The 16,131-nt window shown below is 73.1% G+C and carries 13 protein-coding genes and 1 tRNA gene; 13 read left to right on the top strand and 1 reads right to left on the bottom strand.

What is annotated here, in order from left to right; all coding sequences use genetic code 11:
• Positions 1-11 precede the first annotated feature (11 nt).
• The 12 genes from HCK00_RS04445 to HCK00_RS04390 all read left to right on the top strand — a co-directional run bounded on the left by HCK00_RS04445 (position 12) and on the right by HCK00_RS04390 (position 13,580).
• Positions 12-617 carry a GNAT family N-acetyltransferase gene (locus HCK00_RS04445; RefSeq protein ID WP_168100681.1) on the top strand — a complete coding sequence of 202 codons (606 nt, stop codon included), beginning with the start codon at positions 12-14 and terminating at the stop codon, positions 615-617.
• Between the two features lie 152 nt (positions 618-769).
• Positions 770-1,981, top strand: coding sequence for a divisome protein SepX/GlpR (gene sepX / locus HCK00_RS04440; protein ID WP_168100436.1), 1,212 nt, complete (start codon positions 770-772; stop codon positions 1,979-1,981).
• Between the two features lie 85 nt (positions 1,982-2,066).
• Positions 2,067-2,140 (top strand) — tRNA-Ala (locus HCK00_RS04435).
• 607 nt (positions 2,141-2,747) lie between these two features.
• A complete protein-coding gene (locus tag HCK00_RS04430) occupies positions 2,748-4,055 on the top strand; it encodes an ABC transporter substrate-binding protein (protein ID WP_168100435.1) in 1,308 nt (435 codons plus the stop codon).
• Complete coding sequence (locus HCK00_RS04425) at positions 4,052-5,023, top strand: carbohydrate ABC transporter permease (protein ID WP_168100434.1); 972 nt, start codon at positions 4,052-4,054, stop codon at positions 5,021-5,023. Before HCK00_RS04430 ends, HCK00_RS04425 begins: the two co-directional genes overlap by 4 nt.
• Positions 5,024-5,088: 65 nt before the next feature.
• A complete protein-coding gene (locus HCK00_RS04420) occupies positions 5,089-5,913 on the top strand; it encodes a carbohydrate ABC transporter permease (RefSeq protein ID WP_168100680.1) in 825 nt (274 codons plus the stop codon).
• An 86-nt stretch (positions 5,914-5,999) separates the two neighbouring features.
• Positions 6,000-8,393 carry an alpha-xylosidase gene (yicI, locus tag HCK00_RS04415; protein ID WP_240965258.1) on the top strand — a complete coding sequence of 798 codons (2,394 nt, stop codon included), beginning with the start codon at positions 6,000-6,002 and terminating at the stop codon, positions 8,391-8,393.
• 213 nt (positions 8,394-8,606) lie between these two features.
• Positions 8,607-9,632 carry a LacI family DNA-binding transcriptional regulator gene (locus HCK00_RS04410; protein WP_311765144.1) on the top strand — a complete coding sequence of 342 codons (1,026 nt, stop codon included), beginning with the start codon at positions 8,607-8,609 and terminating at the stop codon, positions 9,630-9,632.
• Positions 9,633-9,805: 173 nt separating this feature from the next.
• Positions 9,806-10,186: a VOC family protein gene (locus HCK00_RS04405; protein WP_168100432.1), complete on the top strand. Its 381-nt coding sequence runs from the start codon at positions 9,806-9,808 to the stop codon at positions 10,184-10,186.
• 518 nt (positions 10,187-10,704) lie between these two features.
• Positions 10,705-11,631 carry a GNAT family N-acetyltransferase gene (locus HCK00_RS04400; protein WP_168100679.1) on the top strand — a complete coding sequence of 309 codons (927 nt, stop codon included), beginning with the start codon at positions 10,705-10,707 and terminating at the stop codon, positions 11,629-11,631.
• Positions 11,632-11,780: 149 nt separating this feature from the next.
• Positions 11,781-12,917 (top strand): AAA family ATPase, encoded by a 1,137-nt coding sequence (locus tag HCK00_RS04395; RefSeq protein ID WP_168100431.1) that lies wholly within the window; start codon positions 11,781-11,783, stop codon positions 12,915-12,917.
• 24 nt (positions 12,918-12,941) lie between these two features.
• Complete coding sequence (locus tag HCK00_RS04390; RefSeq protein ID WP_311765143.1) at positions 12,942-13,580, top strand: DUF4276 family protein; 639 nt, start codon at positions 12,942-12,944, stop codon at positions 13,578-13,580.
• A 91-nt stretch (positions 13,581-13,671) separates the two neighbouring features.
• Here HCK00_RS04390 and trxA read toward each other — a convergent pair whose 3' ends face one another.
• Entirely contained in the window at positions 13,672-14,091 is a 420-nt protein-coding gene (trxA, locus tag HCK00_RS04385) for a thioredoxin (RefSeq protein WP_168100429.1), read from the bottom strand.
• A gap of 419 nt (positions 14,092-14,510) precedes the next feature.
• On the opposite strand from trxA, the gene HCK00_RS04380 reads away from it, so the two are divergent.
• Positions 14,511-16,022, top strand: a complete 1,512-nt coding sequence (locus HCK00_RS04380) for a dihydrolipoyl dehydrogenase family protein (protein ID WP_168100428.1) — start codon at positions 14,511-14,513, stop codon at positions 16,020-16,022.
• Positions 16,023-16,131 lie beyond the last annotated feature (109 nt).

The following is a 16,131-nucleotide window of genomic DNA, read 5'->3' as shown; positions in this document are numbered from 1 at the left end:
ACGTCTGGCCGGTGGCGCTCGGGGAGGGGGACGTCACCCTGCGGCCGATCCGGATGCGGGACCAGCGGGACTGGCGCGAGGTCAACCGCCGCAACCGCGACTGGCTGCGCCCGTGGGAGGCGACGATCCCGCCGCCCGTCGCGGGCGGCCCCGCGGCCCAGCGGCCCACCTACCGGCAGATGGTGCGCCATCTGCGATCCGAGGCGAACGCGGGCCGGATGCTCCCCTTCGTCATCGAGTACCGGGGCCGTCTGGCCGGGCAGTTGACGGTCGCGGGAATGACCTGGGGCTCGATGTGCTCGGGGCACATCGGTTACTGGGTGGACCAGGACGTGGCGGGGCGCGGGGTCACGCCGACGGCCGTCGCGCTCGCGGTGGACCACAGTTTCCACACGGTGGGGCTGCACCGCGTCGAGGTGTGCATCCGGCCGGAGAACGGGCCGAGCCGGCGCGTGGTGGAGAAACTCGGATTCCGGGAGGAAGGGCTGCGCCCGCGCTATCTCCACATCGACGGCGCCTGGCGTGACCACCTCGTCTTCGCGCTGACCGCGGAGGAGGTGCCCGGCGGTCTGATGGCCCGCTGGCACCGGGCCCGCCCGGGAACAGCCCACAAATAAAATGTATGTTCGATAATTGCGGGCCCGATGGCGGCTTTCCCCACCTTTCCGGCCCGAAAATAAGAATAAACGTTCGAAAAGTCGTCCGGATTGTGCGACACACCGCGGCAATTGGCGGATGGCCTTGCGGCAACCCCTCTACCGTGTGAGGCGTGAGCAGCAGCGGCCTCATCTACGCAGTCATCGTCGGGGCCTGGGCCGCCTATCTGGTGCCGATGTGGCTCCGTAGGCAGGACGAACTCAACGAGGCTCGTCCAACGGAACGCTTCTCCACCGCCATACGGCTGTTGTCCGGCCGGGCGGCGATGGAGCGGCGTTACGCCAAGGACCTCGCCGGGCGCCACGCAGGGGAGGCGGACGGCGGCGCCGGCCTCGGCGCCGGATCCGCCACCCCGGGAACGGGCGCCGGTGACCCGGACGCGCCGACCGGCACGGTCGACGTCCGGGACTTCGCGCTGTCCGCGGCCATGCCCGTGCCCGGCCCGCTGCGCGGGGACGGCGGGCACCCCGGCCCCGCCCGCCCGGCCGTGGCCGACGGGGGCGGCGGAGCCGGTGAGGGCGGCGGCGGCGAAGGCGGCGGAATCGACGGGCGTGCCGGCCGGCGCGCGGCCTCCGTGGCCGAACGGGCCCGCCGTTCCAAGGTGCTCGCCCGCCGCCGCCGCACCACCATGGTGCTGTTCCTCGCCTTCGCGCTGGGCGCCGTCGTCGCGGCCGTCGGCGGCCTGGCTTTCCTCTGGGCCCCCGCCGTCCCCGCCGTGCTGCTCAGCTCGTACATCGTCCACCTCCGCGCCCAGGAGCGCCGCCGCTTCGCCTTCACCATGGACCAGCGGCGTGCCGAGGCCGCCGCCCAGCAGGTACGCGAACGCGGCCCGCGCGGTGGCCGCCGACCGGCCCGGCCCGCCGCCGCGGACGAGGGCGCCGGGGACGACGAGCCCGGCCCGGTGGCCACGCCCGAACCCGCGCCCGCCTCGCCGCACACGGCGGGCCGGCGTGCCCTCGTCGAGCAGACCGACCACGCCGAGTGGGTCGACCAGCAGCGGGAGCGGGGCCGTTCGGAGGGTGAGAGCTGGGAGCCGGTGCCCGTACCGCTGCCCACCTACGTCACGGCACCGGTCGCCCCCCGCGCCGCCACCGGTCTGGACCTGGACGCCCCCGGCGCCTGGAGCTCCGCCCGCTCCGCCCCCGCCGGCAGCACCCCGCAGGGTGAGGTCCCCGCGAGCCGCCCCGCGGACGGCGAGGAGGAGGCGCCCCCGGCGGCCCCGGAGCGACGCCGGGACCGCCCGCGCCGGGGCCGTGACCGGGACCGGACACCGCTCTTCGACCAGTACGCCGACGAGGACCGCCCCCGCGCCGCCAACGAGTGAACCCGGAGGTCCGCCGGGCCGTGGCCCGACCGGCATCGGATTACCGGATGGCCCGGCCGGAGTGCTAAGGTTTCACTCGTTGCAAGGGCCTGTGGCGCAGTCTGGTAGCGCACCTCGTTCGCATCGAGGGGGTCTGGGGTTCAAATCCCCACAGGTCCACAACAACACCACGGCGAAGGCCCCGACGATCATCCCGATCGTCGGGGCCTTCGTCGTCTCCGGCTCGCAGGACGTGGTTCCGTCGTGGCCGAGGCGGCGTCCGCAAAGCGGACCTCCCAGTGGCTTCCCCGTGGCTTCCCGGTGCCGGGGGTGGGGCGCGGTCGCCGCGACCCGCGGTCACGCGACGTCCCGCGGGTCCGGAACCGGGCCGTAGTCCTCGCCGTGGTCCCGGGTGAGTGCGGCCGGCGGTTCGGGGCCGGAGTAGACCTCGGCGGTGTGCTCCAGGTGCGCCGTCATGCCGTGGTGCCCCCGGGGCCCGGTCCCGCCGGTCCGCCGGCGTGCGCGGCACCGGTCCGGGGTGGTCTCGCCGGGCCGGGGCCTGCGGGGCCTGCGGGGCCGCCGCGCGGGCCGGGGCCGTGAGGGCCTCGGGGCGGGCCGCCGGCGCAGGGCGGAGGGCGTTTTTGTCAACGCCATTGACATACCCAGGACCTGCCCTTACGTTCCCCGTCGAAGCGCTTCGATTCTTTCTTCGAAACGCTTCGACGCGGGGGCGGGGAACTCCGCGCCATCTCCTCCTTCTCCGATCCCACTCTCCCGGAGGTAGCGGATGTCGACGGCACGGAAGCGCGGGGCGAGCCTGCTGGCTGCGGCGCTCGCGGGAGCCCTGACCCTGGCACTGAGCGGCTGCGGCGGCTCGGACGGCGGGTCCGCGGGCGACGGGAAGACGCTCAGGCTCTGGCACTACGAAAGCCCGAACGGCGCGATGGGCCGCGCCTGGGCCGAGGCGATCAAGGAGTTCGAGAAGACCCACCCGGGGGTGAAGGTCGAGTTCGAGGAGAAGGGGTTCGAGCAGATCCAGAAGACCGCCCCGATGGTCCTCAACTCCGATGACGCCCCCGACCTCCTGGAGTACAACAAGGGCAACGCCACCACCGGTCTGCTCTCCCGGCAGGGGCTGCTGACCGACCTCAGCGCCGAGGCCGCCGAGCGCGGCTGGGACAAGAAGCTGGGCGCGGGGGTCGAGACCACCAGCCGGTACGACGAGAACGGTGTGATGGGCTCCGGCAAATGGTTCGGCGTGCCCAACTACGCCGAGTACACGATGATGTACTACAACAAGGACCTGTTCGAGAAGCACGATGTGGAGATCCCCACCAGTTTCTCCGAACTCACCGACGCGCTCGCCGCGTTCAAGGCGAAGGGCGTCACCCCGCTCGCCAACGCCGGCGCCGAGTACCCGGCCCACCAGTACGTCTACCAGCTCGCCCTCTCCAAGGCGGACCGTTCCTTCGTCGACGCGTACCAGCTCTACCAGGGCAAGCCGGACTTCCGCGACGAGGCCTGGACCTACGCCGCCGAGACCTTCGCCGACTGGGTGGAGAAGGGTTACATCGCGAAGAGCACCAGCGGCGCCAAGGCCGAGCAGGCGGGTGTCGCGTTCATCTCCGGCGAGTACCCGATCCTGTTCTCCGGCAGCTGGTGGTTCGGCCGCTTCCGGAGCGAGATCGAGAAGTTCGACTGGGACACCACCCTGTGGCCCGATTCCGACCTGACCCTGGGCTCCGGCGGCAACCTGTGGGTGGTGCCCGAGGGCGCCCGCAACAAGGAACTCGCCTACGACTTCATCGACATCACGATGGAGAAGGGCATCCAGAACATCCTGGGCAACAACGGCGGCGTCCCGGTCGCCGCCGATCCCGACGCGATCACCGACAAGCAGTCCAAGACGCTCATCGACAACTTCACCCAGGTCGCCGACCGGGACGGTCTCGCCTTCTACCCGGACTGGCCGGTCCCCGGCTTCTACGACGTCCTGGTCTCCGAGACGCAGAAGCTGATGACCGGCAGCGCCTCCCCGGAGCAGTACCTGGACGCCCTCCAGAAGGCGTACGACGCGGGTGCGCCGCAGTCGTGAGCACCGTCACCGAGCGGTCCGCGGCCCGCCGGGGAGGGGCGTCCCGGCGGGCCCGCGGCGGCGGTCCACGGCCCCGGCCCGCCCGCCGCGACTCCTACGCCCTCTTCCTCCTCCCCGGCGCCCTCGCGTTCCTTCTCGTCGTCCTCCTCCCGTTCGCCATGAACACGGGCCTGAGCTTCACCGACTGGCGGGGCGTGGGCGACGCCCGGTGGATCGGGCTGGACAACTACCGGCAGCTCGCCGGGGACTCCGCCTTCTGGGAGTCCTTCCGGCACAGCGTCGCCATGGTGGTGGCGATGGCGCTGCTGCCGACGGCCGCGGGGCTGGTGCTGGCGGCGGCCCTGTTCGACTTCGTCGGCAAGCACTTCGGGCCGCGCTGGGCGGCGGTGCTGCGGGCCTGCTACTACCTGCCGCAGGTGCTGCCGATCGCCGTGGCGGGCATCGTCTGGTCCTGGATCCTCGCCCCGGAGAACGGCTCGCTCAACGAACTGCTCGCCGCCGTGGGCCTGGGCTCGCTCCAGCAGGACTGGCTGGGCGACCCCGACCTCGCGCTGTACGGCGTGATGGCGGTGATGGTCTGGGTCCAGCTCGGCTTCCCGCTGGTTGTCTTCATGGCGGGGCTCCAGCGCGTCGACCCGGGGCTGTACGAGGCGGCCGAGCTGGACGGCGCGGGCTGGTGGCGCCGGTTCCGGCATGTGACGCTGCCCCAGATCCGTCCCGAGATCTACGTCGTGATGGTGTGGTGCACCATCGCCGCGCTGAAGGTCTTCGGCGCCGTCTACGTGCTCACCAAGGGCGGCCCGGGCGGCGCGACCAACGTCCCGTCCTACTTCTCCTTCCAGAACTTCTTCGAGAAGACGCAGGTGGGCTACGGCTCGGCGGTGTCCACCGTGCTCACCGCGCTCATCCTGGTGCTGGCCCTCGTCGGGCTGCGCCTGCAAACCCGGGCGGAGGACGAGGAACGATGACCGTCACAGCCCCCGCCGCCACGCGCGCCCCCGCGTCCCGCCGGCCCGCGTCCCGGCCCCCGGGCCTGGCCGGCGCCGCCCGGCGGTACCCGGTACTGGTGGCGCTCTGCGTCGGCGCCGTGTTCATGGTGCTGCCGTTCGCCGTCGTGGCGCTCAACGCCGTCAAGTCCCCCGCCGAGTACAGCGCGGGCGGGCCGCTCTCGCTGCCCGAGGGGATCTACCTCGACGGGCTGCGGGACTTCTGGCAGCGCGTCGACTTCGGGCAGAAACTCTTCAACTCGGTGCTGATCAGCGGCTCGGTGGCGGCCGGCGCGGTCGTGCTGTCCGTGCTGAACGCGTATGCGATCGGCATCGGGCGGATCAAGGGCCGCCCCTATGTGCTGGCCTTTTTCGTGCTGGCCAACATGGTGCCGCAGGAGGCGCTGGTCTACCCGGTGTACTACCTCTCCAAGCAGGCGGGGCTCTACGACACCCGGCTGAGCGTGATCATCGTCTTCACGGTGATCCAGGCCGCCTTCGGCACGTATCTGCTCGCCTCCGTGCTGGGCCACTTCCCGCGGGAGGTCATCGAGGCGGCGCGGATCGACGGGGCCGGAAAATGGCAGGTGCTGTGGCGGATCGTCGTCCCCGTCAGCCGCCCCACCATCGGTGTGCTGCTGGTCTTCTTCTTCATCTGGACCTGGAACGAGTTCCTGCTGCCGCTGGTCATGCTGGTCTCCAACGACAACCAGACGGTCTCGGTGGCGCTCGGCGTGCTCCAGGGGCAGCGGCTGATGGACGCCACCATGACCAACGCCGCGGCGCTGCTGGGCGTCCTCCCGGCGATCGTCTTCTTCCTGATCTTCCAGCGGACCCTGACCCGCGGCATCGCCGTGGGCGCCGTCAAATGACCGTGCACGTGACCCGCCACCCGACCCGTCAACCGGCCAGGTACCCCGGCCCCGGCCGGCCACCCGTGAAGCGAAAGGGCTGAGCGATGAAGTTCACCGACGGCTACTGGCTGATGCGCGAAGGAGTGACCCCGTCCTACCCGGCCGAAGTCCTCGACGTCACCACGGGGCCGGGCACCCTGGAGATCCACGCGCCCACCCGGCCCGTGCTCCACCGCGGCGACCTCCTCAAGGGCCCCGTCCTCACCCTGACCTGCACCGCGCCGATGCCGGACGTGATCGGCGTCCGCCTCACCCACTTCGCCGGTGACGCCGGCCGGGGGCCGCACTTCCCGCTCACCACCGAGGGGGACTTCACGCCCGAGGTGGCCTATGACGGCGAGGAGGCGGTCCTCACCTCCGGCCGTCTGTCGCTGACGACCGGCCGCAAGGGCCCCTGGGAACTCGCCTTCCAGGCGGGCGGGCGGACGCTCACCGCCAGTGGCGTCAAGGGCATGGGCATCATGGAGACCGCCGACGGCGGCCACTACCTGCGCGAACAGCTCGACCTGCGGGTCGGCACCAGCGTCTACGGGCTCGGCGAGCGCTTCGGGCCGCTGGTGAAGAACGGCCAGGCCGTGGAGGTCTGGAACGCCGACGGCGGCACCTCCAGCGAACAGGCCTACAAGAACGTGCCGTTCTACCTCACCGACGCCGGCTACGGGGTCTTCGTCGACCACCCGGGCAAGGTCTCCTTCGAGGTCGGTTCCGAGGCCGTCTCCCGGGTGCAGTTCAGCGTCGAGGGCCAGGAGCTGGGCTACTACGTGATCTACGGGCCCACCCCGAAGGAGATCCTCCGCAAGTACACCGCCCTCACCGGGCGTCCCGCCCTGCCGCCCGACTGGTCCTTCGGGCTCTGGCTGTCCACCTCGTTCACCACCGACTACGACGAGGAGACCGTCACCTCCTTCATCGAGGGCATGGCCGAGCGCGAACTGCCGCTCTCCGTCTTCCACTTCGACTGCTTCTGGATGCGGGAGCACCACTGGTGCGACTTCGCGTGGGACAGCCGGGTCTTCCCCGACCCGGAGGGCATGCTGCGGCGGCTGAAGGAGCGTGGTCTGCGCATCTCCGTGTGGATCAACCCGTACATCGCCCAGCGCTCCCCGCTCTTCGCGGAGGGCCGCGACCGCGGCTATCTGCTGCGGCGGGCGGACGGCAGCGTGTGGCAGTGGGACCTGTGGCAGCCCGGCATGGCCCTGGTGGACTTCACCGATCCCGAGGCCCGCGCCTGGTACGCCGGCAAGCTGAAGCGGCTGCTCGACATGGGTGTGGACTGCTTCAAGACCGACTTCGGCGAGCGGGTCCCCACCGACGTGGTGTACGCCGACGGCTCCGACCCCGAGCGGATGCACAACTACTACACCCAGCTCTACAACGAGACCGTCTTCGAACTCCTGCGCCGTGAACGCGGCGAGGGTGACGCCGTCCTCTTCGCCCGCTCGGCCACCGTCGGCGGCCAGCGCTTCCCCGTGCACTGGGGCGGCGACTGCGAGTCCACCTACGCCTCGATGGCCGAATCGCTGCGCGGCGGGCTGTCGCTGGGACTCTCCGGGTTCGGCTACTGGTCGCACGACATCGGCGGCTTCGAGGGCACCCCGGACCCCGCGCTGTTCAAGCGGTGGATCGCCTTCGGGCTGCTGTCCTCGCACAGCCGGCTGCACGGCTCGTCCTCCTACCGCGTGCCGTGGCGGTTCGACGAGGAGGCCGTGGACGTGCTGCGGTTCTTCACCCGGCTCAAGCTGCGGCTGATGCCCTATCTGGGCGAGGTGGCCCGGCAGGCCCACACCGAGGGCGTGCCGATGATGCGGGCCATGGCACTGGAGTTCCCGGACGACCCGGCCTGCGCGCACCTGGAACGCCAGTACATGCTCGGCCCGGATCTGCTGGTCGCGCCGGTCTTCTCGGACGAGGGCGAGGTCTCCTACTACGTGCCGGAGGGGACGTGGACCCGGCTCCTGACCGGCGAGCCGGTCACCGGGCCCCGGTGGGTGCGCGAGACCCACGGCTTCCTCAGCGCGCCGGTGCTGGTGCGCCCCGGCGCCGTCCTCCCGTTCGGCGCGGTGGACGGCCGGCCGGACTACGACTGGGCGGACGGCGTCACCCTGCTCCCCTACGAGCTCGCGGACGGCGCCGAGGTGACGGTGCGGGTGCCGCCGGGCGCCGAGTACACCGTGCGGCGGGAGGGCGGCGAGGTGCGGGTCACCGCGCACGGCGCGGAGGGACGGCCGTGGCACCTGGCCGAGCAGGGGAGCGGGCTGCCGGAGGGGATCGCGGACATGCGCGGTGGCGCGGGCTCCGGCGGGTCCTCCTCCGGTCCGGCGGGACCCGGCGGCTCCCGGGACCCCGAGGGCTCCGGCGGATCCGGCGGATCCGGCGGATCCGGCGGTCCCGGGTGGCCGGGGATCCCCTCCCGGGGGGACGGGGACGGTGCGCCGTGACGGCCGGCGGGCGTTCCGGGGACTCCGGGAACCGGGCGGGTTCCGCCCGGCCCGGGATCTCCGGGAGCGCCACGGGCTCAGGGATCCGCGGGATCTCAGGGAGCTTAGGGGGCTCCGGAGCTTCCGGGATCTCCGGGAGCTTCGGGGGCTGCGGGGTCTGCGGGGTCTGCGGGGTCTGCGGGGTCTCCAGGGTCTTCGGGGAGGATGTCCCCCGTGGTCAAGATCACTGATGTGGCGCGCCATGCCGGGGTCTCCCCCAGCACGGTCAGCTACGCCCTGAACGGCAAGCGGCCGATATCGGAGGCCACCCGGCGCCGGATCGAGGCCAGCATCCGGGAGCTGGGCTACCACCCGCACGCCGGGGCGCGCGCCCTGGCCGGTGCCCGCTCCCATGTGCTGGCCCTCGTCATGCCGTTGCGGAGGGGGGTGGACCTGCCGGTGGTCACACGGTTCGCCATGTCGGTGGTCACCACGGCCCGCCGCCACGGCCACGACGTCCTGCTGCTCACGGGGGAGGAGGGCGAGGACGGTCTGCGCCGGGTCGCGGACAGCGCGCGGGCCGACGGCTTCGTGGTCATGGACGTCCAGCTCGACGACCGCCGGCTGCCGCTGCTGCGGGCGCTGCGCCGCCCGTCGGTACTGATCGGCCTCCCCGCCGACCCGGCCGGGCTGACCTGCGTCGACCTCGACTTCCGGGCGGCCGGCGAGGCGTGCGTCGAGCATCTGGCGCTGCTCGGTCACCGCCGGGTGGCGCTGCTCGGCTCGCCGCCGGAGGTCTACGCGCGGGGGACCGGTTACGCGCGGCGCGTCGCGGACGGGGTCACCGCCGCCGCCGGGCGTAACGGGCTCACCGCGTCGGTCCACCCCTGCGCGTCCGACCCGGGCGCCGCCCCCGCCCTGGTCCGGCGGCTGCTCGGGGCGGACCCCGCGCCGACCGGGCTGGTGGTCCACAATGAGGCGCTGCTCGGCCCGCTGGCCGACGCGCTCCGGGCGGAGGGCGTGCGGGTGCCGGAGGACCTGTCGGTGGTGGCACTCTGCCCCGACGACCTCGCCGAGCGGGCGGCGACCCCGCTGACCTCGGTCTCCGTCCCGGCCGCGGAACTGGGCGCGCGGGCGGTGGAGTTGCTGATCGGAAAACTCGGCGCGGAGACCGGCCCGGCGCCGGGACTCGCGGCGCCGGACGTCACCCTGCTCCCGCCGCGCCTGACGGTACGTTCGAGTACGGCACCCCGGGGGTGAGGCGGTTCGTGCCCGGGGCAACCGCCGGCGCGCCGAACCGGGCGGGGAGGGCCGGAAAACCCTTCGCCCCCGCTCGCCTCGCGCGGTACGGTCGCGGACGTTTTCGCGCGGGGTCCTCCGGGGTTCCGCGCGGTCGTCCCCGACGTTCCCGAGTGGAAAGCAGGTTCCGTTCCATGGCATGCCGCATCAGTGAACTCGTGCTCGAATGCCGGGACCCCGAGGCCCTGGCGCGCTTCTGGTGTGAGGTCCTGGACTTCGTGGTGCTGGACCGCGTAGGGGACGGCAGCCTGGAGATCGGGCCGCGCGAAGGGTTCGGCGGCCCCCAGCCGACGATCATCCTCAGCCCCAGGGACGAGCCGGAACGGGCGAAGCCGCGGCTCCACATCGACGTCAACGCGACCGACCGCGACCAGGACGCCGAGCTGGAGCGCCTCCTGAAGCTCGGGGCCCGCCCCGCCGACGTCGGCCAGACCGGTGACGAGTCCTGGCACGTCCTCGCCGACCCCGAGGGCAACGAGTTCTGCCTGCTCAGGGCACGTCTCAACCCGCTCTGACGTCGCGCCTCCGGCAGCGTCCCCGCCTGCTGCCTCTGCCTCTTGGCCGCTGCCCCTGCCGCTGCCGACGGTGCCGGGCCGGGTACGGTCTGCCGGCCCTCGGCAGGAGCAGGGCAGGGGCAGGGCGGACGCGTGGCGTCCGGCCGCCAGGGCGGGATCACCGTGGAGCCGGTAGGCACCTGACGGCGGCACGGGCCGGCCGGACGGAGGTACGAGCCGGACGGAGGCACGGGCCGGCGGCACCGGCCGATGGGCGGTGCGGAACGGCCCCGCCCGGCCGCCGCCCGGCGCGGGACGCGGAAAAAACGTTGCGGACGGGGGACCCTCGCCGGTAGGAATCCGGTGACGAACGGCGGACCCCGGCAGTGGGCCGGGGGCCACGACAGCGAGAGGAGGGGTGAGCCGATGTCCCGTACGACCACCGCGCTTGTCTCTTCCCGGGGTGCCCAGGACAGCTGAACCCCCGGAGCGGGCGGGCGCCTTCACCGGAGCGTGCCTCAACCGTGAACACCACCGATATGATCCTGCGTCCGATCACCGGGCGCGAAGAACTCAGCCTGTTCAACCGATTCCCCTACGTCCTCAACGAGGAGCTGGCGGACGACCTCGGCCACGGCCGCCGGCGGCCGGAGTGGATGTGGGTCGCCCTGCGGGACGGCCGGCCGCTCGCCCGGCTCGCCTGGTGGAGCCGTCCCGGCGACGAGCTCCCGTTCCTGCTGGACATCCTCGATCTGGACGGAGCCCTGCCGGTCCCCGAACGCCTGGACGCCGGCGAGCGCCTGGTGCGCGCGGCGATGGCGGCGACCCTCCCGCGGGGCTCCCGCCCGCCGGAGCACACCACCCGCTTCGCCACCCCCGGCGGGCAGGAGGGCCCGCCCCGGGCCGTCCGGGACCGCATGGCGGTCCTGGAGCGCACGGGCGCGCGGCTGTTCGTCGAACGGCTCCGGCTGGAGTGGCGGCCGGGCACCCCCGTCCCGGAACCGGACGGCCGGCTCGTCTTCCGGCCGGTCCGCGAGGACGGGGAACTCGTCGCCCTGATGACCGCGGTCCTGGACGGGACGCTGGACGCGCACAGCCGTGACGAGCTGACGCGCATGTCCCCCCGGGAAGCGGCGGCCAAGCAGTACGAGGAGGAACTCCTCCGCTACCCGAGCCCACGCGACCGGTGGCGCGTCGCGACGCTGCCGTCGGGGGAGCCGGTCGGGTTCGTGCTCCCGGCGCACAACGGCTACAACCCGGTCATCGCCTACATCGGCGTCCTGCCCGCGCACCGCGGCAACGGCTACATCGACGCCGTCCTCGCCGAGGGCACCCGCCTCCTCGCCGCCCGCTCGGTGCCCCGGATCCGCGCCGCCACCGACCTGGGCAACACCCCGATGGCGCACGCCTTCCGGCGCGCCGGGTACGTCACCTTCGAGCACGAGATCAACATGACGTGGAACTGACGGCGGGGGTGCGGCCGCGCCGCCGCGCATGACCGTCCGCCGGCGGCGGCACGATCACCGGCCGGTGGCCCGGGACCCACCGGGGCCACCGGCCGCGTCGCCGTCGCCCGTGCCCGGAAGGACGCCGTTGCGTCGGTAGATTGGGGCGCATGTCACGCAGGGTCAAGCGCATCACCGTCGGCGGCTACAAGTCGATCGAGGAGGCCGAGCTTCCTCTCGGGCCGCTCACCGCCCTCGTCGGCCCCAACGGCGCGGGTAAGAGCAACGTCATCGAGGCTGTCGAGTTGCTCGGCCGCATCGCGGACGGGGACCTGCGGATGCGCGTCGGCCTCCTCGGTGGTGCCGAGGCCGTGCTCCGGGACGGGGCGAAGGGGCGCGCGCGGATCAGGCTGCGGGTCGAGGCGGGGGATGGCGCGCTGGACAACGCCTACGAGGCGGTTCTCGTCCCCGCCGCGCAAGGAGAGCTGATCTTCGAGCGGGAGGTGGTGGAGTTCCACGACACCGCTCGTCACGGGGAACCGTTGCGGAACGAGATCATCGGCCGCGGCAACCGGGAAACACGTCTCGCCGAGGCGGCCGAGGAGGGGCCGCCAGGCGTGGGCGGAGCCGCCCGCCACACGCTGGCCATACTGCAGGGCTGCCGTGTCCACCACTTTCACGACACCACTCCGGGCGCGCCGGTGAAGCAGGCCGCTTACGTCTCCGACGCGGAGTCCTTGCACCCGGACGCAGGAAACCTGGCGGCCTTTCTGCTCCGGCTCCGGGACGAAGGCGCGCCGGAGTATCGGCACATCGTGCGGACCGTGCGATCCGTCGCGCCGTTCTTCCGGGATTTCGTGCTCGGCCAGGACTCCGGCGGGCGGGTGCGCCTGCGCTGGAAGCAGTTCGGCTCGGACACCGTCTTCCCCGCCGACGCGCTGTCCGACGGCACCTTGCGTTTCATCTGTCTGAGCACCCTCCTCCTCCAGCCGAAGCCACCTGAACTCCTCGCCCTCGACGAACCGGAACTCGGGCTGCACCCGTTCGCGATCAGTGTGCTCGCGGAGCTGCTGCGCTCGGCCACCGATCGCAGCCAGATCTTGGTGGCCACCCAGTCCGTGACGCTGCTGGACGAGTTCGACCTCGGCGAACTTGTGGTCGTCGAGCGGGTCGACGGCCGGACCGAGCTCCGGCGGCCCGACCGGGAAGCCCTGGTGGCCTGGCTCGACGACTACTCGCTCGGCGATCTCTGGCTCAAGAACCTTCTGGGGGGCCGCCCCCGCCCCGAGCGGGAAAGGCACAGCTGAGCCATGCGGCAGATCCATGTACTGGTGGAAGGCTCGACCGAAGAACGCGTCGTCGCGCAGGTTCTCCAGCCCTGGCTGAGCGGCCGTGGTGTGTGGCTCACGCCCGTCGCCCTCAAGACGCGCAAGGCCGCAGGGCAGCCGCATCACCGTGGAGGGGTCAGCAAGTGGTCGAGGATCGAAGCGGAGATCCGGGCGCTCCTGCGGAACTCGGCCGTGGACAGGGTGACCACCTTGCTCGACTTCTACGGACTTCCCTCCGACACCCCGGGCCGCCGCGGGGTTCCGTCCGGAGACGCGTACGCGCGCGTCTCCCACGTGGAGAAAGCGGTCGCAGAAGTCGTCGATGACGCCCGCTTTCTGCCCTTCATCGTCCTGCACGAGACGGAGGCCTGGGTACTGGCCGCCGCGCGGGAACTCGCGGAACTGCTGGACGCCCCCAAGCTGGGAATCGAACTGGAGTCACAGGTACGTGCCGCTGGGGGACCCGAACTCGTCAACGACGGTCCTGACACGGCGCCCTCGAAACGGCTGCTGACGGCGTACCCCGGCTACCGCAAGGTCGTGGACGGGCCGGACGCGATCGAACTTCTCGGCCTCGACGCCTTGCGTGCCGTGTGCCCGCATCTCGATCACTGGCTCGACCGGCTCATGACCTCAGGGTGACCAGCCGGTGGGACTGCCGCCGGCGAAGGCGGGTGCCCGGGCCGCCGCGTCCGCCTTCCCGGAGGCGGGGAACGGGGCCCGGGCCCGGGTTTCAGACCGCCGGGTCGGAGGGGCCGGGGGGCTGGGTGCCGCCGGCCTGGTGTTCGGCGGCGGCCTTCTGCTGGGCCACGGACTCGTGGACCTGCGCCATGTCCAGGTCCCGGGCCTGGTTGATCACATCTTCCAGGGCGGGCTCGGGCAGCGCGCCGGGCTGGGCGTAGACGGCGACGTTCTCCCGGACGACCATCAGCGTCGGGATGGAGCTGATGTCGAAGGCCGCCGCCAGCTCCGGCTGGGCCTCCGTGTCCACCTTGCCGAAGAGCAGATCCGTGTGGCGCTCCGACGCCCGCTCGTACACCGGTGCGAAGGTGCGGCACGGGCCGCACCAGGAGGCCCAGAAATCGATCAGTACGAAGCCGTTCCCGGAGACGACCTCGTCGAAGTTCTCCTTGGTCAGCTCGACCGTGCTCATGCGTTCTACCTGCTTCCCGAGATGTGTGCTGTCGGTTGTCGGTGGCCGGCGGTGTGACGGTGTTCCGGATGTCGCGGGTGTCGGGGTGTCGGGGTGGGCTTCGGCGGAGCGCGGGACCGGGGTCCTGGACTCCGGCCCGGTTCCGGTGTCCTCCGGTGTACGGGCTCCCGCCCGGGCGGGCCGGGCGCCCGTCGTACCGCCGCGGTCCGGTACCCCGCCCGGCCCCGTGCCCGGGCCGTCGCCGCCCCGGTCCGGCGGGCCGCCGGGATCGCGGCCGTCCCGCGATCCTGGGAAGCCTGTCCGGTGCCCGCCGGTTCATGTCTCCCTCTCCCGGCGATCTCCCCATCGGGCGGTGTGAGACGGCCCTGACGGGCACCCGGCCCTCCACGGGTACCCGGATACGGAGAGGCGGAACAGCGATGACGGACCGGACGCCGGACGCGGACGGAGACGGGGGAACGGACGAGGCGCCGTGGCGGCGAGGGGTGCACCGGCCCGCGGCGGCGGAGTACGACGTGATCGTGGTCGGCGCCGGGCCCGTGGGGGAGAACGCCGCCGGCAGCGCCCGGGCCGCCGGGCTGTCCGTGGCGGTCGTCGAGGGCGACCTGGTCGGCGGCTCCTGCTCCTACTGGGCCTGTATGCCCAGCAAGGCGCTGCTGCGCCCGGTGCTGGCCCTGGCCGCGGCGGAGGATGTCGCCGGTGCGCGGGAGGCGGTGAGCGGCCCGCTCGCGGCGGAGGCCGTGCTCGAGCGCCGGGACGCCTTCGCCTCGCACTGGCAGGACGGCCCGCAGGTGGACTGGGTGCTGGGCGTGGGCGCCGACCTGATCCGCGGGCACGGGCGGCTCGACGGACCGCGCCGCGTCGTCGTCCACCCGCCGGAGGGCCCGGTGCGGGAGCTCACCGCGCGCCGGGCCGTGGTGGTGGCCGTGGGCAGCGCGCCCCGGCTGCCCGATGTGCCGGGGCTGGCCACCGCCCGGCCGTGGACCAACCGGGAGGCCACCGCCTCGAAGGAGATCCCGGAGCGGCTGGCGGTGGTCGGCGGCGGCGCGGTCGCCGTGGAGATGGCCCGCGCCTGGCAGGCGCTCGGATCGGCGGTGACGATGTTCGTCCGCGGCGAGCGGCTGCTCGGCTCCATGGAGCCCTTCGCGGGGGAACTCGTGGCCGAGGGGCTGGCGGCGGCCGGGGTCGAGATTCGTACGGGTGTCCAGGTCAGCGAGGTGCGGCGCCCCTCGCCCGGCGCCACCGTGACGCTGGTCCTGGCCGGCCTGGGGGAGAGCGAGGCCGACGAGGTCCTGTTCGCCACGGGGCGCCGCCCACGCACCGGCGACCTCGGCCTGGAGACGGTCGGCCTGGAGCCCGGGGGCTGGCTGGAGACCGACGGCTCCGGGCTGGTCACCGGGGTGGACGGCGACTGGCTGTACGCGGTGGGCGACACCACCGGGCGGGCGCTCCTCACCCACCAGGGCAAGTACCAGGCGCGCATCGCGGGCGCGGCCATCGCCGCCCGGGCGCGCCACGAACCGCTCGACACCGCGCCCTGGGGAGCGCACACCGCCACGGCGGACGCGGCGGCCGTGCCCCAGGTGGTGTTCGGCGAGCCGGAGGTGGCCTCGGTGGGGCTGACCCTCGCGGAGGCGGAGCGGCGCGGTCACCGGGTGCGCGCCGTCGACCACGACCTCGGCGCCGTCGCGGGCGCGGCCCTCCACGCCGACCACTTCCGGGGCCATGCCCGGATCGTGGCCGACCTCGACCGGAAGGTGCTGCTCGGCGCCACCTTCGTCGGTCCCGACGTGGCCGAACTGCTGCACGCGGCGACGGTCGCGGTGGCCGGGGAGGTCCCGCTGGACCGGCTGTGGCACGCGGTCCCCGTCTTCCCGGCGATGAGCGAGGTCTGGCTGCGGCTGCTGGAGGAGTACCGGCGCGGGCGGTAGCGGCCCGGGCCGCACGGGTCCCCCCGGCCCGGGCAGGGGAGGGGCGTGCGCCGGAGCGCGGTGTCCGGCCGGGCGCTTCGCCGGCTCCCGCCCGGGGGTGCCCCAGCCG

It is taken from the genome of Streptomyces zingiberis (genome assembly GCF_012034935.1).
In the GTDB taxonomy this organism is placed as follows: Bacteria; Actinomycetota; Actinomycetes; order Streptomycetales; family Streptomycetaceae; genus Streptomyces; species Streptomyces zingiberis.
Note: the sequence above shows the minus strand (reverse complement) of the source record. Positions and strands in the feature narration are given on the sequence as shown.

Bases quoted from the DNA above. Each gene is read 5' to 3' on its own strand.
- HCK00_RS04430 (WP_168100435.1), top strand. From the start codon at position 2,748: ATGTCGACGGCACGGAAGCGCGGGGCGAGCCTGCTGGCTGCGGCGCTC.
- yicI (WP_240965258.1), top strand. From the start codon at position 6,000: ATGAAGTTCACCGACGGCTACTGGCTGATGCGCGAAGGAGTGACCCCG.
- HCK00_RS04405 (WP_168100432.1), top strand. From the start codon at position 9,806: ATGGCATGCCGCATCAGTGAACTCGTGCTCGAATGCCGGGACCCCGAG.
- HCK00_RS04400 (WP_168100679.1), top strand. From the start codon at position 10,705: ATGATCCTGCGTCCGATCACCGGGCGCGAAGAACTCAGCCTGTTCAAC.
- HCK00_RS04395 (WP_168100431.1), top strand. From the start codon at position 11,781: ATGTCACGCAGGGTCAAGCGCATCACCGTCGGCGGCTACAAGTCGATC.
- trxA (WP_168100429.1), bottom strand. From the start codon at position 14,091: ATGAGCACGGTCGAGCTGACCAAGGAGAACTTCGACGAGGTCGTCTCC.
- HCK00_RS04380 (WP_168100428.1), top strand. From the start codon at position 14,511: ATGACGGACCGGACGCCGGACGCGGACGGAGACGGGGGAACGGACGAG.